Consider the following 18,490-nt stretch of genomic DNA (forward strand, 5'->3'; position numbering starts at 1 on the left):
GCTGCGCGAATATCACGATCAGTGATTGATACTAAACACCATTCCCTGAGCAAGCTCAGGTCCCACAGGAATAGCGCAAGAGCCAAAGGCCCCAAAACATTATCCGGTATTCGTAACATGGAGTTATTGCCAGAGGCCATTGAAGCACTAACAAGCCAACAGGCCATCACCGAAGCCAAAAGCGAGTTTGTGTTTGAAGAGCCCAAGCAAGGCAAGCCACTCACTGGTGCCGACCAAATCAGAAAGAACATTTGGGTGCAGGTACTCGAGCGTTCAAACGTCCGCTACCGCCACCCCTACCAAACAAGGCACACCTTCGCCACCATGCTGATCAGCCGCGGTGCTAACCTATGGTGGGTAGCCGACCAAATGGGCCACAATGGACCTGAAATGCTGTTCAGGCATTATGGCAATTACATTAAAGAGCATGACAAAAAGAGCGGACGGGGTTCAGTTCTCAGATAGATACCCATACTTAAACTAAACTAAATTACCCCCATTAGCTTTTGAATGTAAAACATTGATACAGTCACAGAAATGACTTCAGCAACTAATGAAATAATATGCCAAACCCCATTCAGCTTTAATTCAAATCAACTTGATTATTGTTTACATGTAACGAGCCTGTAGATTTTATCTTGAATAAAATTTAGTGATTTTTTGAGTCTCTTTATCGCACTCTAAGCCTTTAAAAATGGCCTTGCTAATGCATTTCCAACCCTGACATCACACTTTTTTTAAATCGAGTAATTCTACAGCTTCAATGCCTAAAACCGCGGCGAATTTATGCGTCCGACTGCTTTTGATTGTTATATGGTTTCATATCTAAGATCATGTTGAAGACAAATTCCTTCGCTTCTGAATTTGAAAAACACTGATAATCCCAGTTCTTTTCAAGATGGTAAAACTTAAAAAAACTCCAGAAATACTCATAGTTCTCATTTTCGGTAAAATCATATTCGTCATCATCGAACGTTGGAATAATGAAAACATACTTTAAAAACGTAAATTGAAACTCGCCTACAGCAAAAGGAAGTCGAGCGTCATCATCTTTTCTTAAATAGACTTTAAGCTCGGCTCCTTTTGAGAAACAATGATAGGATTTCAGCAACGCAATTTTAGGAAGATTCTTATAAAAAAAATCGTTTGATATCCAGCTTATAGTTTTACCGAACTTATTAACATCATCATTATCGATAACACTAAGTGAATACTTAACAAGTGCTTTATATATATTTTGCATTTTCACTTTGGCATTAAATTCAAGAGAGAATTTTTTAGGGGGTGTTGATTTATCGCGCTCCTCATTGTCGTCAGAAGGCATGTACATTAATATATGGTCTGGACCAAAACCTGTTGAATCATGAAAAAACTCGAAATTTTTTCCTTTTATTTTAGGAACTTTGTTATCCTTATTCTGCACCTTAAAAAAAGTTATCAAGGTTTTCAGATACGTATCTATGTCTCGCTCTATTGTTTCAGAAAAGTATTTATTGCAACCATCACATTCCTCATTAAGGATAATAGTTTTATTTCCCAATGATTCAGATATGGCATGAGCTTCCTGAGAGAATCTAGTCACCTTATCTCGTGTGTTATTGCAAAAGCGACAAACTCGATTACTTTTCAGCCCTTCCCCTATTTTTATCTTTTTATCTGAAATCTTCCCCTCTATTGAGTACTTATCAAGAAAGTCATCAAATGTTTCGGAGAACTTTTCTTTAATGTAAGTAAAGTCTACATCACCCCTTACATGAGATAAAAGCTCGTTGTAAGTCTCCATTTGTTGTTTTTGAGTAAGTTCTTTTATTCCAGGTAATAAGTAGAATTTTTCATTCTCATCAAGCAATCGAAAGAAGTCATTTAGTTTATTTATGACTGGAGAGTGACCTCGGTGCTTAGACACGTATTCATTAACGCGCTTTCTCAATGAACCAGTATTTTCTAAAAGAGAAGTTATTGTTATTTTAAAGCTATCCCTGTCAATTTCCGCACCAAAAACATGAAGTATTTCTAATATATGACCACCAATTTCATCAGGATGACCTGTTAAAGAAAAGCTTGATGTCTTTTTTAATGAAACTAGTGTAATCCATTCTTCAGTACTCATTGGAAAATCCTTTAATTGTGTGTACCAACATATAACACCTTATTAGACACCAAAGTGGGTTGATAAAACGCCCCAAAACGGCGCCTAAACCATACTCCCGATATTTACACTATTTTTATCCAAGGTAAACAGATGCTTACCAGTTTAGTTCAGCATCTCTGTTATATTCCGACAGAACGGTGATCAATAATGTTATGCTTCAGGGGCAGGCGTTAACTCATTTCTGTAAGAGAGTATTATTGAGGGTAAATTGTAAGATTGGGGCGCACTAGATAAACTGGATCATCGGAAGGCTTATGAATTGCTGTATCTGAACTTAGCCGCGCAATAGAGCCAAGCGCAAACCAAATAGCACGTTAGTAGCACGAACTTTTTGGTCAACGCGAATACTACTTTTAAAACAATCAGTTAAAAAGTTACTGATGCGGGTTCAACTCCCGCCAGCTCCACCACCTACACGATTAAAGACGCTTTCGGGCGTCTTTTTTTGTGCCTGAAATCCTTGTAACCACTGGCTTTATAGCAATTATTTATTCCTGATACGGTTATTAGCGTCTGGCCCGAAATCTTAAAGCAGACAATAAGTAAGCCCTATTCCCTGAGCAAGCTCAGGTCCCACAGGGGCTGCCCACTGCGCGAATATCACGATTAGTGATTGAAACTAAGCACCACTCCCTGAGCAAGCTCAACTCCCACAGGCGCAGCTCGCTGCGCGAATATTGCGATTAGTGATTGAGACTAAGCCCATTCCCTGAGCAAGCTCAACTCCCACAGGGCTCAGCTCGCTGCGCGAATAGCACGATTAGTGATTGATACTAAGCACCATTCCCTGAGCAAGCTCAACTCCCACAGTCGCAGCTCGCTGCGCGAATATCACGATTAGTGATTGATACTAAGCGCCATTCCCTGAGCAAGCTCAGGACCCACAGGCTACACTGGGTTAACAGCAAATGGGGATTTGCAAGGAAAAGGTAGCACCGCCGATGTCCGTTAGTTCAATGTCGCGAACCAACTCAATGAGTACTCCTTGCTCATCTAACACCAATCCTTGCTGCTCGGCGCAGCTAAACAAGGCTTCGATGGCGCTGCTGTAGCCCACATCCGACACCACATACACCTCGGCGCATAGGTAATACCCTTCGTTGATGGTGATGTCGTATTGGCGCGGCGCTACTTGCCAGTCACCTATTAGGGTGTGGATTTGTGACCAGCAGTTATCCAGCTGGTTAATCGGAGTCACGCCAAGTAGGCGCGCGGATTTTTTGCCAAAGCGCTCAAATAACTTGTCCCAATCGGGATTGGCTTTTTTTAGCTGTTTCATGCCGCGTTGCGGATACCAAATTAGCTCGGTTGGCATGGCTTGGCCTAGCTCGGCTTCGATGTTGCCATTGGCGCTATCCGTTGCACCAGCACTGGGGTGAGCCAGCTGCGCCATCAAGGCGATGGTTTGTTGCGGCGTGGCCTGTGTTGCCATGGTTTTAATTTGACTGGCGGTCAGTCCTAACTCGCGCTTTAGCGCCTTGGCCAAGGCTTGTGAGGAGGAAAACCCCGCCTCTTGGGCGATTTCTGTGGTGCTACGCGCTTGGTCACTGAGTAAGTAACTGACCGCGACTTGCAACCGATAGCGGCTTAGATAATGGCCCGGCGTTTCATTAAACAAGGCACTAAATTGGCGATGAAAATGATACGGTGAGATAGCGCTGGCGGTGGCGATTTGCTCCCATGTCAGCCCCTTATCGCCCGCTTGATGCATTAAGCTTAAGGCATGGTAAAACCGCTTGCGTTGATGGCTGGGTAAACGCTCCAATAGGGCGATTTCTGGCACCAATTGGTAGGGCTGAGGTGGCTCGTCGGCATGGTTTTTGATCATAGCTAGGTGTTCGCTGGCTCTCTCGGTTAGCTCATCAAGCATTTCGGCGCTTATCTTTTGCAGGGGCTCATCGGCAAATTCATGCTCAAGCGCCTCAACAAAGTCATCCACTTGCTCGCTGATAAATTCAGCTAACTCACTATTATCTGTTTTGCAGATAAAATCAATTAAGCTCAGCATGTTGAACTCCTTGCAGGTTATTTTCTTTGGCTGCCATGGGTGCAGTTTTTGCTGCTCGGCTAAACAATTTAAGTAACACGGGGATCAGCACTAAGGTAACTAAGGTGGCAAACAGCTCACCAAACACCAGCGATACCGCAGCGGGTTTAAGGTATTGCGCCTGCTCTGCGGTTTCCGCCAATAACGGCAATAAGCCACACACCGTGGTTAAGGTGGTTAAAAATATCGCGTTCAATCGCTGGCTGCCCGCATTCATTAGTGCTTGGTTAACATCCACGCCACGGCGGCGTTCATCATTAAATCGAGTCAGTAACACCAAAGAGTCATTAATCACTATGCCGGTCATTGCCATCATGCCAAACATAGATAATAAGCTAATGGGTAAGTCCATCAGGTAATGACCAAATATTGCCCCCGCAAAACCAAAGGGGATCACCACCATGATGATCAATGGTTGCCAATAGGATTGCAGCGGCACTGCCAACAACACATAAATCAGCACTAAGGTCAGCAACATGGCCGAGTTAAACCCTTCGCTCACCTCGGCTAGTTCGGCAAATTCGCCACCCGGCTTAATGTCGACTTGCGGATAGCGCAGCGCTAACTGAGCTAATGGCTCACTTAGCTGGGCTAAGGTTTGCTCCGGCGCTTGAATATCACGATCTTGTCGCCAATAAAGATTAATCACTTGGGCGCGATCGCGCCGATGGATCACTTGTGGCTGTTGCAGCGATTCAAACTCGGCCACATCCGCCAGTAATACGCTGCTGCCATCGTCTAATGACAGCCTAGTTTGCGCAAGTTGCGCCAAGCTGGCGGCGCGCTCTTTGGGGTATTTCAGTAGAACCTTGGTTTCTTGGCCTTGTTCTAGCAAACGATATAACTCACGCTCACCAAAGGCCTCACCCGCAAGCTCAGCCAGCTTAGCTTGGCTTAATCCCAACTGCTTGCCATATGGATTTAACCGTAAGTGCACTTCAGCTTGGCCGACTTTGGCGTCGTCATACACATCGGCAACGCCGGGTAAGGCGGATAAATACTGCGCTAACTCTTGGCTAACTTGCTTGGCCAGCGCGCGATCATGGGCTTGAATCGAGAGTAAAGGCTTGCCCGCAGGCGCTTCGGCAGCGCTAAATTGCACCGCATAAGCCCCCTCTATCACACCGGTTTGGCTGCGCCAACGTTGCAGTAAGATATTGGCGGGTAACAAGGTTAATGCTTCGCTGGTCAGCTCGGCGGTCACCTCTATTTCACCTGCGCCATCAGACCAAGCTAATAAGTTAACCACTGGCGATTGGCTCAGTTCAAACTCCTGTTGCAACGCCATCGCTACCTTGGTCATTTGCTGCTCTAGCTGGCTTAGCGCACGCTGTTGCAGTGGCGCGGGCGCATCATCTTCAAGCTCTACCTGAGCGCTAATATAGCGACCGGGAATATCGGGAAACACGGCGCTGCGAATAGTGCCCGTCGCCCACATGCCGTAGGCCAAGATCACCATGGCAATAAAACCCAATAAAAACGCCAGCGGATATTTAATGGCCTTGGCTAGCACAGGTTGATAGCAGCGCTGATTAAATGCGCGCAGCGCCCCCTGGGCTTTAGCTTGAGCGCGCCCCCACCAGCCAATGTCAAACTCACGCGCCGGCAAGTTAGCCAAATGCGCAGGCAAAATAAATTTACTTTCAAGCAGCGAAAACAGCAGCGCCAAAATCACCACCAGCGAAAACCCCGACAGCACCTTGGCCACTTCGTTATCTATCCACAGCATGGGCGAAAACGCCGCTATGGTGGTCAACACGCCAAACACCGTGGCCAGTGACACAGATTTCACCCCCAGCCACGCTGCTTTGCGGCTGTCGTTTTGCACTGCCCCTTGGCGAGTGCGCTGATGATGAATGGCTTCGCCCACCACCACGGCATCATCAACCAAAATCCCCAGCACCAAAATAAAGCCAAACAGAGTAATATCGTTAATACTGTGCGGGGTTAATTGCAGCGCCGCTAAGGTGCCCGCAAGGGCAATCGGAATACCCATGGCAACCCAAAAGGCCAGTCGCAATTGCAAAAACAGCCCTAATATCACCAATACGATCAACAGCCCCTGCCACGCATTATCGCCAAGACGAAACAGCTGCTCTTCGATGTAGGGAGCCATATCGGCCATGGTGGTTAGCATGATGTCATCGGGCAGGATTTTTTGTTGCTGCGCCAAGGTTTGCGCAATGGCATCGCTAACCTTTAATAAGTTATCGTTTTGGCTGGTACTGACCAAGAGAGCAATGGCGCTCTCACCGTTATTGCGCACTATCGCGCCGCTGTCTTCATAACCACGGCTTAGCTTAGCAATATCCCCCAGATAAACCGTGCCTTGCGGGCCAGATAAAATGGTTAAGCGCTGCAGCTTTTGCATATCATCGGCATAACCATCGCCGCGGATCACTATCTTGCCGCTGGCACTTTGCAGCTCGCCGCTGCGCGACAGCAGTGACATTTGCTCTATGGTTTGCGCCAATTGCGCTAGGCTCAAACCATACTTTTGCATCTTATCGGGATCAGGCTCAATCAGCAGCTGCGCATCGCGTTTGCCCCAGTTTGTAACATTGGAAATGGCCGGATGGCGCGTTAAGGCTTGCTCTACTTGCTGAGCAATGGGCTGCAATTCGCTGTCGCTGCGCGGCCCCGACACAATCACAAACGCGGCTAAGTTGGTAAACTCGTTGCGTGTTACTTGCGGTTTTTCTGCCTGCTGGGGAAAGCCATTAATGGCATCAACGCGATTGCGCACCTCATCCAATAATCTGTCTAAGTCGGAGCTGCTGGTTTTACGCACCACCACGCTAGCCAACCCTTCACTGGATTGACTGGTGACTTGCTTAATCCCTGCAATGCCACTGATGGCTTGTTCAATTCTTTGGGTAATGCTGGCATCAATTTGGCTGGCAGTGGCGCCCGGATAAGCCACATTGATCACCACCGCCGAGGGCGCAATTTGTGGAAACGACTCGACCCGTAATTTGGTCAGCGCCAATAGCCCGCTGATAATAATGGCGACCATTAATAAATTCGCGGCCACCTTATGCTCAATAAACCATTTTGTTAACGCGCCCATTAACGGCCTCCTTGCTGGGCGAGTAATGACGACTGTGCCAAGGGCTCAACGTGTTTGCCCGCTAACATAGACACCAAGGGATATTGCACCACTTGGCGCGTTGCACTGGGGTTTTGCGCAAAGCGCACTTGCACTTGTTCATTGGCTTGACCGTGCACACTGACCCATTCTTGTTGCAGTTGATTGTCTTTGCTTAAGGTCCACACATAACCGTCACGGGTGAGCGCACTGGCGGGCACGCTGGCAATATCCGCCAACTCGCCAAGGGTAACGCGCACCTGTACTTGTTGGTTTGGCAAGAGTGGCTGCTGCGCGCGATAAGGCTCACGCACGCTCAGCACCACTTGGCGCTGGCGGGTAACAGCATCGGCCTGAGGCGAAATATAACGCACCGTGGCCGGCCACTCCTGACCGTCTCGACTGATCACACTCAGCTTAGGTTTAGTCAGGGCATTTTGTACCTGTTGCCAATGCATTTCAGAAACCGGCAGCGCCACATTCAAAGAATCACTGGCGGCTATCTCAAAGGTCACTTGGCCTGCTTCTAGCCATTCGCCGGGACTAACATGGCGCGCCATGATCACCGCATCAAACGGCGCGCTAAGGGTCGCTTCTGCCAGTAACTTTTCGGCGCTGGCATAGTTTTGCTGCGCCCTCGCAAGCTCTGCCTTGGCCGCGGCCACTTGCGGTTTACGTCTGGCAAAATCAGAGCGTTGATTAGGTGACAGCATTTTTAACGCCACGGTTTGCTCATGCTTGGCTTGCAAAAGGTTAAGCTCGGCTTGTTTAACCTCGCTAAGAGCCTGCGCTAAATTAGCTTGCAGGGCTTGGCTATTTAACCTTGCCAAGGGCGTACCTTGCTTAACTAAGCTGCCCGGCTCGATGTTGGGATCTAGCCATGCCAATTGACCACTGCTGGACACCTTTAGCTGCATCGGCCAGCGCATCGAAGTGGTGGCTAACAGTTGCAAGCTGCCTTGATACGCCGCTGGCGTGACTTGAATAACGCTAACAACCGGCAAAGGCGGCGCACTGGTCGCCACAGCTAGCGGCTCGGGAGCCAGCTCATCGACCACAACAAGGGCGAACAAGATGGCGCTGCATCCTAACATCAGGGCAACGAGTTTTTTATACTTCATGAGAGTGTTCCTCGCTGAGCAAAATGGGCGTCGGCTGATTAAGGCGTTCGGTAATCTCCCATAATCGGGTTAAGGTTTGCAGCGCCATCGGCAATAGCACCGCGGCATCGACAAACTCAAGAGAGTAAGTCACGATGGCAAACACCTGCCCCGTGCTAGGCGCATCGAGTGCGCTGACCAGCCACAAGTTGACTAATACCGAAGATAACAGCACGGTAAAAATAAGACCGTAAACAACGGATTCCGTATCGGAGAGCTTGATTTCACAGCTTTTGAGGCGCTCAAAATGCTGCGCCAATAAACGCCAGCTGCGCCGCCCTAGCAAGGTCACTTGACGCTCTCGCTGATCATTTAGCGCGCTGTTTAGCTGTTTAAATTTCAAGCTAAACAAAGCAAACACCAACAAGCTGATTATCCCAGCGAGCAGCACCGACCAAGCCAGCCCAGCAGCAAAGCTGGCTAAGATAACAACCGTGGCAATAAGCTGGATGACAGCGGTCAACACCGTAGGAAGCTCATGTTCAAAAAAGTCCACCAGCTCGCGTGACATAGTCAAGCGCGCATCGGTTATCGACACCGAAGCACTGCGCAATTTACGCTCCACCCGCTGCGCCAACTTAACCCGAATAGCGCCATACACTCGGGTATCGTAAAAACGCCTTGCCACACTCACCGCCACTAGTATCAAGAGTAAGGCAGCAAACATCAGCAGCGGCTGCATTTGCTGTTGCAACACCCCATCAATGGCTTTGCCAATGAATAAGGGCAGCATAATTAATAGAAGGTTTTCAACTAGCACCATTAACCAAGTAACGGCCAGTTTAAAGGGGGCTAACGCCAACACCATAGACAATGAAATAGCTTGATTGAACAAAACCCACGCTCCGTTGTTGCAGATAACGTCAGTATTGCCCATCAAGCGGATGAAAAAGTGTCCCAGATTGCGGTGTTGCTGTGTCACTTGTCAGGGGGGATATTTTGAGCAGTTATGCCCCTTTTCAAGCTTCACAGAGTTATATGAGCACTAAAGCTTGATCATTATTAAGGCGAATAGCTACCAACAGGACGAAGGAAGGGGCAATCAAGATTGATCAATCTCTAAATCGTTTTTGGACAAAAATGAGTTAACACCTGCCGCATAACATTATTAGTCGCCGTTTTGTCGGAATATCATATTGATACCACAACCACATCGGTAAACTGCTGTTTACCCAAGATAAAATAAATGTAAATATTGTGGATATGTTTTAGTCGCCGTTTTGGGGCGTTTGATCCTCCCCTTTATAGGGTCTAATAAGCTGTTAGCAATAATCGAGTGGGTATATGGAAATTAGCTTTAGAGTAGCAACCGTGAATGATGTAGATTTAATAGGTTCTTTAGTTGTAGATCTTACTGCTGAAATATGTGAATTAACCAATACCGCACATTTTGATATAGATTTATCAGGCACAATTGAACGTTGTAAAACGTTAATTAACGATGGTCACTATGCCGCAATTATTGGAAGTCATAACGATACTCCCATTGCAGTCGCAACTATGTCAGAAACATATGCATTATATGCCGGTGGTAAAATCGGTGTCATACAGGAGTTTTACGTTTCACCTGATTTTAGAGCTTCAGGAATAGGTTCAATGTTAATTGAACAGGTGAAAAAGTATGGTAATAAGAATGAATGGTCATGTATTGAATTATGTACGCCGCCTCTACCTGAATTTGAACGTACGTTAAACTTTTATCAAAAAAACGGTTTGAGTCCTGTTGGTGGTCGTAAAATGAGACAAGCATTGTCGTAAGTTATTGCTAACAGAAAAGAATAGATGTCGCGCAGCCGACACGTTATTCGGGTGTTGGACAACGCAGGATTATCCCCGGAGCCTCGATAAGCTCGATTCCCCTCTTTATTAAGTAAATTACGCGATGCTGCGTTGGCCGCGCTTAGCCTGAGTGCTTTTTTCAAGGCGAGCGGGATGGATGCAAGGGGCGAGCATGTTTTTTATGCCAGCCTTATTGCGTCCTTGCGGGGGTGATTATCTCGGTCGCAGGATACAGATGCCGCGCATGCTGTCTTGGCAGCAAGGGCAAGTGCGCGAGGTTTGGCTCGGTGGCTCAATCCCCAGTAGCTGTTGCAACAACGGCAATAGCAAGCGCTGTATTTGGTGCAAGATGGCTTTAGCGTTACTCAGCATTTTTCTAGTCAGCTCAACTCATAATTGGGCAAAAACATTTTAGCTTACCTCCCACCTATGACCCGTTAGTACTTAGAAATGATCAACCTCGATTGTAAATGATCAAAGGATTTGAAGTCGTTCAGATATGATGACTTACCAACATCACTTAAAAGTGTGGCCATTGGCTTGCTGTTTAAGCCATCAATATTGGTCATAAAACCACCATCAAAGTTTAACCAAGTGGACATATCTAGATAAGCTGACTGTCACATTTTCTGCCTAGTTTATAACCAAATCACAGCAGAAGTTGATGTCATTATGTCGGTCATTTCAGTTCAGCAGCTCAACAAACATTTTAGTGATAACCATGCCCTTAAAGATATTTCTCTTGAGGTAGCACAAGGTGAAATGGTGGCGCTACTAGGGCCTTCTGGCTCGGGAAAATCTACCTTACTTCGTCACTTAAACGGCCTTGTTTGCGCCGACAAGACCTCTCCAAGCCAAGGTCAAGTTACCGTGCTTGGATTGGCAGTACAACAAGGCGGGCGCTATTGTCGCACGGTACGCGCCAGTCGCGGCCAAACCGGTTATATCTTTCAACAATTTAACTTGGTTAACCGGCTTACGGTATTGCAAAACGTGCTGATTGGCGCACTCAACTCAACACCGTTATGGCGCAGTTTAACCGGTCAATTTAGCCGCGACCAAAAAATACGGGCCATGGCAGCCCTGCAGCGGGTTGGCTTAGCCGAATTTGCTCAGCAGCGGGTTTCCAATTTGTCCGGCGGTCAACAGCAGCGCGTTGCCATTGCGCGCGCCTTAATGCAACAGGCCAAAATCATCTTGGCCGATGAGCCCATCGCCTCGTTAGATCCCGAATCGTCACGCATCGTGATGGAAATCTTACGCGACATAAATCAACAAGAAGGCATCGCCGTGGTGGTGACCTTACACCAAGTCGATTACGCCCTACGCTATTGCCCACGGGTAGTCGCCCTTAAACAAGGTGAGATTTTCTTTGATGGCAACAGCCAGCAACTAGACGAGGCCACGCTGGCCGCTTTGTATGGTAGCCAAGCCCCGAATACCCCTGAAACCGATTCTGTACCTCAACTCTGGGCCAAAACGGCCTAATAAAATAAAGGAACTGTGTAGATATGTTAAAGCTGATTAAAAATGCCACCTTGGCAACCACCTTGGCGCTAACTACCGCGGCTGCAAGCCCTGTTTTTGCCCAAGAAGAAATGGATACCATTAACTTCGGGATCATCTCGACCGAATCACAGCAAAACCTGAAAACTACTTGGCAGCCGTTTTTAGCCGCAATGGAGCAAAAAACCGGTTACAAGGTAAAAGCATTTTTTGCCCCTGACTACGCCGGCATTATCCAAGGCATGCGCTTTAACAAGGTAGACGTGGCATGGTATGGCAACAAATCAGCGATGGAAGCGGTGGATCGCGCGGGTGGCGAAATCTTTGCCCAAACCGTTGATGTAACGGGTAACCCAGGTTACTGGAGCGTATTGGTTACACACAAGGACAGCAAACTAAACAGCCTTGAAGACGTGCTAGCAAACCGCCAAGAGCTGATCTTTGGTAATGGCGATCCAAACTCAACATCGGGCTTTTTGGTGCCATCTTACTATGTGTTTGCCAAAAACAATGTTGATGTTTCTGAGTTTAAACGCTCGATGAACTCAAGCCATGAAGCCAACGCCCTTGCCGCTGCTGCTAAGCAAGTAGACGTAGCCACGGGTAACACCGAAAACATGGATCGCCTAAAAATGACGGCGCCGGAAAAGTTTGCCCAACTCAAAGTGATTTGGAAGTCGCCTCTGATCCCATCCGATCCGATTGTATGGCGTAAAAACCTACCCGAAGATGCCAAAGAAAAAGTCTACAACTTCTTTATGACTTACGGCACAACCGGCGACAAAGAAGAGTTAGCGATTTTAGAAAAACTACAATGGGCTCCGTTTAAAGCCTCTAGCGACCTGCAACTCATCCCTATTCGTCAGCTAGTGCTGTTTAAAAACCGCCTTAAGATCGAAAACGACCCAGAGCTGGCAGCGGCCAAAAAACAACAGCAACTTAGCGTTATCGATGCCGAGCTAGCTGAGCTAACACGCCAACAAAACGCCCTGATGGCCATGGCTAACTAAGCCACTTCCATCACACGGGTTAAGTTAGGCTGGCCTGCTGGACACTGCTTTGGCAATGCTGTCGGCAATGCCATCGGCGATGCTGTCGCCAAGGCCTAGCTTAACCTCACGCTAATCAATCAACGTCGGACTTGGCACCAATGCACAAGCTCCGACGGTTTTAAGTGGTATTTGCATGAACACTAACGTTACCGAGCCGCGCAGCGACGACTACTCATCTCACTTTGATCAACGCCGACTTTCTTGGTGGCAATTGTTTGCGATGGCGCTGCTTATCGCCATCTTATCTTGGTCTTGGCAAGGCGCCGAAATTGCGCCGATGAAAATTTATCACGATGCCGGCAATATGCTTGAACTGGGTGCTGATTTCTTTCGCCTAATTTCACCGATTTTGGTTACTACCTTGAAGAAATGTTAGTGACCTTACACATCGCCATTTGGGGCACGTTATTTGCCATTGTGTTGTCCATTCCGCTGGGATTAATGTGCGCCGAAAACATGGTGCCAGCTTGGGTTTATCAACCCACACGACGCTTAATGGATGCCGCCAGAGCCATTAATGAAATGGTCTTTGCCATGCTATTTGTGGTTACCGTGGGTCTTGGCCCCTTTGCTGGAGTGATGGCGTTATTTATCCATACCACAGGGGTATTAGCCAAGCTGTTTTCCGAAGCGGTCGAAGCCATCGACCCCGGCCAAGTCGAGGGCGTGAGAGCCACCGGCGCCAATAAACTCGAAGAAATCGTCTACGGCGTTATCCCGCAAGTATTGCCTTTGTGGATTTCATTTTCCCTGTATCGCTTTGAATCTAATGTGCGCTCGGCCACGGTGGTCGGCATGGTTGGGGCTGGCGGCATTGGCGTCATTTTATGGGAAAGTATTCGCGGCTTTATGTTTCCGCAAACCTGCGCCGTGATGCTGATCATTATTGTCACGGTCAGTTTATTAGACTTTGGCTCTCAACGTATTCGCAAACACTTTATTTAACAGCATTAGTGAACGAGACCTGCCATGGCACGCTATCAAGAAATCGCCCATAGCCTAGAGCAAGAAATTAGCCAGCGCTATCAAGCGGGTGAGTATCTACCGCCCGAGCAACATTTGGCCGACCGCTATCAAGTTAATCGCCATACCCTGCGCCGCGCGGTGGATCAGCTGGTGGCCAAGGGCTGGCTATTACGCCAACAAGGTAAGGGCATTAAAGTGATTAATAGCCCGATCCGTTACCCGCTGCATGCTGGCGCTAAATTCACCGATAACATTTTAACCTTGGGCGCCGCCCCCAGTAGTACTAGGCTGAGCTTAACCACATGTCCAGCCAGTGCTGAAGTGGCCGACGCATTAGCCATACCTGTACAAACCGACGTGATACAACTCACCACCTTACGCTGTTTAGACCAGCGCCCGGTCAGTGTCATTGTTCATCACTTTGTCTGCGGCCCTCATCAGGCGGCGCTGGCCCAGTATCAAACGGGCTCGGTGCACCAGTTATTGCGCAATCAATGCCATATTCAGCTAAGGCGTAAGCACACCTTGATTGGCGCGGCCATGCCCAGCGCCAGTGATTGTGACCACTTACACATGCCTATCAACCGTCCTTTGCTCACTTTGCGTAGCGTGAATATTAATCAGCAAGGTGAGCCGTTTGAGTTTTCTATTTCACACACCCGAGCTGAGCTGCTCGAACTGAGTTTGGAGCACCCATTATGACCGACCAAGCTAATCACCAATCTAATAGCCAAGCTAATAGCCAAGGTTACCACCAGCCAAGCCGCCAACATTGGCTATCGGTACTGGCTTGCGCCCCTTACGAGGCGGTGCTGAGCCATTGGCAAGATTTAAATTTAGATCCTGAATGTGAAGTGATACGCCAACCCGAAATTGGCCTAGCCCGCATTCAGGGCCGTGTTGGCGGCAGTGGCGAACGGTTTAATTTTGCCGATACCACGGTTACCCGCGCCGCCATTCGCTTAGCCGATGGCACCACCGGCTATGGCTATTTGCAAGGTAGAAATAAACACCATGCCTTGCTGATTGCCGTGGCCGATGCCCTATTACAGCAAAACCAAGGCCAAGGACAGTTACAAACGCAGCTAATAGCCCCGTTAGCCAACTTGATCAAACAACAACAGCAACAAGTGGCCGAGCAAATGGCCACCACTCAAGTTGATTTTTTCACCGTTGTCAGAGGAGAAGACGCATGAGCATCATCGCCCCCGGCTTTAGCCAGCCAGTTGAAAACAGCCAAGCCTGCTTTCGCCAATTGCTCAGTGCGATGAGTGAGCCAGGACGTGAGGTGAAGTTAGATAAACATGCGGGATTTCGCCCGCTCAGCGCCGCTGCCTCACAGATCATTTTATGCTTATGCGATCAGCAAACCCCGCTGTATTTAAGCCCCTATTTAGAAAACTTCGCCGTCGATAGCGATATCACCCAAGCGCAGCGCAACTTTACTTTTCATTGCAACACTAAGCCAAGCAGCTTGATCAACGCGCATTTTGCGGTGGTTGCCAGCCAAGAAAGTATTAACTTTGCCAAGCTTAATGCCGGTAGCGACGAACAGCCCGAGCACAGCACCACCTTAGTCATTGAATCAACGTCATTTAACCAAGGGCCAGCATTCACCTTATCTGGCCCCGGCATTGCTCAGCCACGCACCGTGCAACTGGGCGAACTGCACCCCAAAATCATTCATTATCTAACTCAGCCCAGTCACGCTTATCCCCTTGGCATTGATATGTTGTTCTGCTGTGAGCAGTCCGTTATCGCCATTAGTCGTACCACCAAAGTGGAGCTAGCCCCATGTATGTAGCAGTAAAAGGGGGTGAAAAAGCCATTAAAGCCGCCCACCAGCAGCAAGCCAAGCGACGTCGCGGTGATACTCGCATTGCCGAGTTAAGCGTGGCGCAAATTGCCGAGCAACTTAGCCTCGCGGTTGAGCGGGTTATGACAGAAGGCGGTATTTATGATCGCGAATTGGCAGCGCTGGCAATCAAACAAGCCAGTGGCGATCAAGTTGAGGCGATATTTTTACTGCGCGCCTATCGCACCACCTTGCCGATGTTGCTGACTTGTGCGCCACTGGATTGCGCCAAAATGCGAGTGCAGCGACGCATTTCCGCCATCTATAAAGACTTGCCCGGCGGCCAGCAACTGGGGCCAAGCTATGACTATAGCCACCGTTTATTAGACTTTTCATTACTGGCGCAAGCGTCGACAACCCAAGGCGCGCAAGACAGGTACTCACAAGAGAGCCTCGAGCAAGCAAACTCTGCCTGTTCCGAGTCAGCCTCAACCAAGCAGCAAAGCTTTAGTAAAGTGTTTCAAGCCCTTGAGCAACAGCAGCTTGCTCAACCCGAAGTAGACAGCGGTGCAACACCTGAAGATATCACCGCCCACGCCATAAGTTACCCTTGTTCGCGCTCGGCGCGACTGCAGCAACTAAGCAGAGGCGATGAAGGATATTTATTAGCGCTGGCTTATTCAACGCAACGGGGCTATGGCCGCAATCATCCCTTTGCCGGGGAAATTCGCTGTGGCGAAGTCGCACTGGAAATTAGCCCTGAAGAGCTTGGCTTTAGCATTGAAATTGGCAGTGTGCTGCTCACCGAGTGTGAGATGGTCAATGGCTTTCATAAACCCAAACAAGCTCCCGCCCACTTTACCCGTGGCTATGGTTTAGCCTTTGGCTTTAATGAACGCAAAGCCATGGCCGTGGCGCTGCTCGATCGCGCACTACAAGCTAAACGCTACGACGAGCCGGTTAACAGCCCAGCCCAAGATGAAGAATTTGTGTTAGCCCATGCCGACAACGTGGAAGCGGCAGGCTTTGTGTCTCACTTGAAGCTGCCGCACTATGTCGACTTTCAATCTGAGTTGGTGCTGCTAAGACAAATGCATCAAGCAGGTGATGAAGCAAGCGCTAGCAGCACGGCTACAACATCGACCAAAACCCATGCCGCCATCACAGATGCGCCCACACCTCATGTCACCTCAGCCCCTATCAGTGAGACCGCAGATGAAAAGCCTTAGTCAGCACCTAAACAATCAAAGCGCCAATACCGGATTTAATGAAGGGTACTTAGATGAGCACAGTAAACGCATGATCCGCCGCGCACTCCTAAAAGGGGTGGCCATACCGGGTTACCAAGTGCCTTTTGGTGGTCGAGAAATGCCCATGCCTTATGGTTGGGGCACGGGCGGGATCATGATCAGCGCCGCCATTTTAGGCCAGCAAGATACGTTTAAGGTCATCGACCAAGGCGCCGATGACACCACCAATGCGGTGTCGATTCGCCAATTTTTTGCCAAGGTCTGCCAAGTCAATACCACCACTCACACCGAGGCCGCCACTGTCATTCAAACTCGCCATCGGATCCCCGAACAAGACTTAAAAGCGGGGCAAATACTGGTATTTCAAGTGCCGATCCCCGAGCCCCTTCGATTTATTGAGCCGCGTGAAACAGAAACCAAGAAAATGCACGCCTTAGGCGAGTATGGGGTGATGCAGGTAAAACTCTATGAAGACATTGTTAAATACGGCTATATCGCCACCAGCTATGCCTACCCTGTGATGGTGAATCAACGTTATTTAATGGATCCCTCACCCATTCCTAAATTTGATAATCCCAAACTGCATCAGTCGAGCGCGTTAATGCTATTTGGTGCGGGGCGCGAAAAGCGCATTTATTGCATTCCGCCCTATACCGATGTCAGTAGCCTCGACTTTGACGACCACCCTTTTGCCATTCAGCAATGGCATGAGCCATGCCACTTATGTGGCAGTCGTGACAGCTTTTTGGATGAAGTGTTAGTCGATGATCAGGGTAGCCGTATGTTTGTTTGCTCAGACACCGATTATTGCCAACAACAACTCAACGCCGCGCAGGAGCCGCAACATGGATAACCTCGCTTACCCGCTAAGCCATGGCGAACAACAAGCACCCAGCCAAGCCGGGCTGCTTAGCACCGAGCAACCTTTGTTATGGGCCAACCAAATAGCCAAGCTCTATGGCCCAAATAAAGGCTTTAGTGCCCTTGATTTAACCTTATATCGCGGTGAGGTATTGGCCATCGTTGGCGAATCAGGCTCAGGCAAAACTACCTTATTGAAGACCTTGTCGGGACGCTTAGCGCCGCAACAAGGCGAAGTGTTCTACCAAAACCAAACCCAGTGCGCCAGCTTGTATCAAATATCGCAAGCGCAGCGACGTAAAATTATGCGCCATGAGTTTGGCATAGTGCATCAACACCCTATGGACGGTTTACGACCACGCATTTCTGCTGGTGGCAATATTGGTGAGCGCTTAATGGAAGTGGGTCATCGCCATTTTGGTGACATTCGCAGCCAAGCCAAGCATTGGCTTGAAGCGGTTGAGATTGATGTTACGCGCATGGACGATTTACCGATTACCTTTTCTGGCGGCATGGCTCAGCGCCTGCAAATTGCCCGCAATCTAGTTACCCAGCCCAATGTGGTGTTTATGGACGAGCCCACTGGCGGCCTTGATGTTTCGGTACAAGCTCGGTTGCTGGATCTGATTCGTAAGCTAGTCAGTGAGCTGCAACTGGCGGTGGTGATTGTGACCCATGATCTGGCGGTCGCCCGTTTATTGGGTCATCGCATCATGGTGATGAAACAAGGCCAAGTGGTTGAATCAGGGTTAACCGATCGGGTGTTAGATGACCCGCAACATCCCTACACCCAACTGCTTGTTTCTTCTGTGTTACAGCAATAAGGACACCGCC

At 48.6% G+C, this 18,490-nt stretch carries 17 protein-coding genes and 1 pseudogene; 12 read left to right on the plus strand and 6 right to left on the minus strand.

From position 1 onward, the window contains the following. Positions 1-465 (plus strand): tyrosine-type recombinase/integrase (locus tag ACK8OT_RS04260; RefSeq protein ID WP_410195271.1); only part of this gene is annotated, 465 nt, incomplete at its 5' end. A gap of 319 nt (positions 466-784) precedes the next feature. Here the strand turns inward: ACK8OT_RS04260 and ACK8OT_RS04265 are convergent. From ACK8OT_RS04265 to ACK8OT_RS04285, 5 genes are all read right to left on the minus strand, one after another. Continuing rightward, the gene (locus ACK8OT_RS04265) at positions 785-2,110 is read right to left on the minus strand and encodes an HNH endonuclease (RefSeq protein WP_410195272.1); all 1,326 of its coding nucleotides are present in this window, start codon (positions 2,108-2,110) and stop codon (positions 785-787) included. A 940-nt stretch (positions 2,111-3,050) separates the two neighbouring features. Then, on the minus strand, positions 3,051-4,160 hold the full coding sequence (locus ACK8OT_RS04270; protein ID WP_410195273.1) for a helix-turn-helix transcriptional regulator: 1,110 nt from the start codon (positions 4,158-4,160) through the stop codon (positions 3,051-3,053). Beyond that, positions 4,144-7,269, minus strand: coding sequence for an efflux RND transporter permease subunit (locus tag ACK8OT_RS04275; protein WP_410195274.1), 3,126 nt, complete (start codon positions 7,267-7,269; stop codon positions 4,144-4,146). The genes ACK8OT_RS04270 and ACK8OT_RS04275 overlap by 17 nt, the downstream gene beginning before the upstream one ends. After that, positions 7,269-8,408, minus strand: coding sequence for an efflux RND transporter periplasmic adaptor subunit (locus ACK8OT_RS04280; RefSeq protein WP_410195275.1), 1,140 nt, complete (start codon positions 8,406-8,408; stop codon positions 7,269-7,271). The genes ACK8OT_RS04275 and ACK8OT_RS04280 overlap by 1 nt, the downstream gene beginning before the upstream one ends. Beyond that, positions 8,398-9,282: an ABC transporter six-transmembrane domain-containing protein gene (locus tag ACK8OT_RS04285; RefSeq protein ID WP_410195276.1), complete on the minus strand. Its 885-nt coding sequence runs from the start codon at positions 9,280-9,282 to the stop codon at positions 8,398-8,400. The genes ACK8OT_RS04280 and ACK8OT_RS04285 overlap by 11 nt, the downstream gene beginning before the upstream one ends. Before the next feature lie 449 nt (positions 9,283-9,731). Between ACK8OT_RS04285 and ACK8OT_RS04290 the strand changes: the two genes are divergently transcribed. After that, a complete protein-coding gene (locus ACK8OT_RS04290; RefSeq protein WP_410195277.1) occupies positions 9,732-10,205 on the plus strand; it encodes a GNAT family N-acetyltransferase in 474 nt (157 codons plus the stop codon). 234 nt (positions 10,206-10,439) lie between these two features. Here ACK8OT_RS04290 and ACK8OT_RS19390 read toward each other — a convergent pair. Next, positions 10,440-10,589: pseudogene (locus ACK8OT_RS19390) on the minus strand (IS91 family transposase); the annotation flags it as partial. A 309-nt stretch (positions 10,590-10,898) separates the two neighbouring features. Here ACK8OT_RS19390 and phnC point away from each other — a divergent pair. From phnC to phnK, 10 genes are all read left to right on the plus strand, one after another. Next, the gene (gene phnC / locus ACK8OT_RS04295) at positions 10,899-11,714 is read left to right on the plus strand and encodes a phosphonate ABC transporter ATP-binding protein (RefSeq protein WP_410195278.1); all 816 of its coding nucleotides are present in this window, start codon (positions 10,899-10,901) and stop codon (positions 11,712-11,714) included. A 23-nt stretch (positions 11,715-11,737) separates the two neighbouring features. After that, entirely contained in the window at positions 11,738-12,742 is a 1,005-nt protein-coding gene (phnD, locus tag ACK8OT_RS04300; protein ID WP_410195279.1) for a phosphonate ABC transporter substrate-binding protein, read from the plus strand. A 175-nt stretch (positions 12,743-12,917) separates the two neighbouring features. Beyond that, positions 12,918-13,160: a hypothetical protein gene (locus ACK8OT_RS04305; protein ID WP_410195280.1), complete on the plus strand. Its 243-nt coding sequence runs from the start codon at positions 12,918-12,920 to the stop codon at positions 13,158-13,160. Then, positions 13,160-13,729, plus strand: coding sequence for a phosphonate ABC transporter, permease protein PhnE (gene phnE, locus ACK8OT_RS04310; protein ID WP_410195281.1), 570 nt, complete (start codon positions 13,160-13,162; stop codon positions 13,727-13,729). Before ACK8OT_RS04305 ends, phnE begins: the two co-directional genes overlap by 1 nt. A 24-nt stretch (positions 13,730-13,753) precedes the next feature. Beyond that, positions 13,754-14,452 carry a phosphonate metabolism transcriptional regulator PhnF gene (gene phnF, locus ACK8OT_RS04315; RefSeq protein WP_410195282.1) on the plus strand — a complete coding sequence of 233 codons (699 nt, stop codon included), beginning with the start codon at positions 13,754-13,756 and terminating at the stop codon, positions 14,450-14,452. After that, positions 14,449-14,946 carry a phosphonate C-P lyase system protein PhnG gene (gene phnG / locus ACK8OT_RS04320; protein WP_410195283.1) on the plus strand — a complete coding sequence of 166 codons (498 nt, stop codon included), beginning with the start codon at positions 14,449-14,451 and terminating at the stop codon, positions 14,944-14,946. The genes phnF and phnG overlap by 4 nt, the downstream gene beginning before the upstream one ends. Then, positions 14,943-15,554 carry a phosphonate C-P lyase system protein PhnH gene (gene phnH / locus ACK8OT_RS04325; protein ID WP_410195284.1) on the plus strand — a complete coding sequence of 204 codons (612 nt, stop codon included), beginning with the start codon at positions 14,943-14,945 and terminating at the stop codon, positions 15,552-15,554. The genes phnG and phnH overlap by 4 nt, the downstream gene beginning before the upstream one ends. After that, positions 15,545-16,774 (plus strand): carbon-phosphorus lyase complex subunit, encoded by a 1,230-nt coding sequence (locus ACK8OT_RS04330; protein WP_410195285.1) that lies wholly within the window; start codon positions 15,545-15,547, stop codon positions 16,772-16,774. The genes phnH and ACK8OT_RS04330 overlap by 10 nt, the downstream gene beginning before the upstream one ends. Continuing rightward, positions 16,761-17,648, plus strand: coding sequence for an alpha-D-ribose 1-methylphosphonate 5-phosphate C-P-lyase PhnJ (locus ACK8OT_RS04335; RefSeq protein WP_410195286.1), 888 nt, complete (start codon positions 16,761-16,763; stop codon positions 17,646-17,648). Before ACK8OT_RS04330 ends, ACK8OT_RS04335 begins: the two co-directional genes overlap by 14 nt. After that, positions 17,641-18,480: a phosphonate C-P lyase system protein PhnK gene (gene phnK / locus ACK8OT_RS04340; protein ID WP_410195287.1), complete on the plus strand. Its 840-nt coding sequence runs from the start codon at positions 17,641-17,643 to the stop codon at positions 18,478-18,480. Before ACK8OT_RS04335 ends, phnK begins: the two co-directional genes overlap by 8 nt. Positions 18,481-18,490: the final 10 nt, after the last annotated feature.

It is taken from the genome of Motilimonas thetidivivens (assembly GCF_046452435.1).
Classification (GTDB): Bacteria; Pseudomonadota; Gammaproteobacteria; order Enterobacterales; family CBDFNC01; genus Motilimonas.

Excerpts from the sequence above, each read along its gene's own strand:
- phnK (WP_410195287.1), top strand. The coding sequence starts at position 17,641 with ATGGATAACCTCGCTTACCCGCTAAGCCATGGCGAACAACAAGCACCC.
- phnF (WP_410195282.1), top strand. The coding sequence starts at position 13,754 with ATGGCACGCTATCAAGAAATCGCCCATAGCCTAGAGCAAGAAATTAGC.
- phnC (WP_410195278.1), top strand. The coding sequence starts at position 10,899 with ATGTCGGTCATTTCAGTTCAGCAGCTCAACAAACATTTTAGTGATAAC.
- ACK8OT_RS04275 (WP_410195274.1), bottom strand. The coding sequence starts at position 7,269 with ATGGGCGCGTTAACAAAATGGTTTATTGAGCATAAGGTGGCCGCGAAT.
- ACK8OT_RS04330 (WP_410195285.1), top strand. The coding sequence starts at position 15,545 with ATGTATGTAGCAGTAAAAGGGGGTGAAAAAGCCATTAAAGCCGCCCAC.
- phnD (WP_410195279.1), top strand. The coding sequence starts at position 11,738 with ATGTTAAAGCTGATTAAAAATGCCACCTTGGCAACCACCTTGGCGCTA.
- ACK8OT_RS04270 (WP_410195273.1), bottom strand. The coding sequence starts at position 4,160 with ATGCTGAGCTTAATTGATTTTATCTGCAAAACAGATAATAGTGAGTTA.
- phnG (WP_410195283.1), top strand. The coding sequence starts at position 14,449 with ATGACCGACCAAGCTAATCACCAATCTAATAGCCAAGCTAATAGCCAA.
- ACK8OT_RS04335 (WP_410195286.1), top strand. The coding sequence starts at position 16,761 with ATGAAAAGCCTTAGTCAGCACCTAAACAATCAAAGCGCCAATACCGGA.
- ACK8OT_RS04265 (WP_410195272.1), bottom strand. The coding sequence starts at position 2,110 with ATGAGTACTGAAGAATGGATTACACTAGTTTCATTAAAAAAGACATCA.
- ACK8OT_RS04290 (WP_410195277.1), top strand. The coding sequence starts at position 9,732 with ATGGAAATTAGCTTTAGAGTAGCAACCGTGAATGATGTAGATTTAATA.
- ACK8OT_RS04280 (WP_410195275.1), bottom strand. The coding sequence starts at position 8,408 with ATGAAGTATAAAAAACTCGTTGCCCTGATGTTAGGATGCAGCGCCATC.
- phnH (WP_410195284.1), top strand. The coding sequence starts at position 14,943 with ATGAGCATCATCGCCCCCGGCTTTAGCCAGCCAGTTGAAAACAGCCAA.
- ACK8OT_RS04305 (WP_410195280.1), top strand. The coding sequence starts at position 12,918 with ATGAACACTAACGTTACCGAGCCGCGCAGCGACGACTACTCATCTCAC.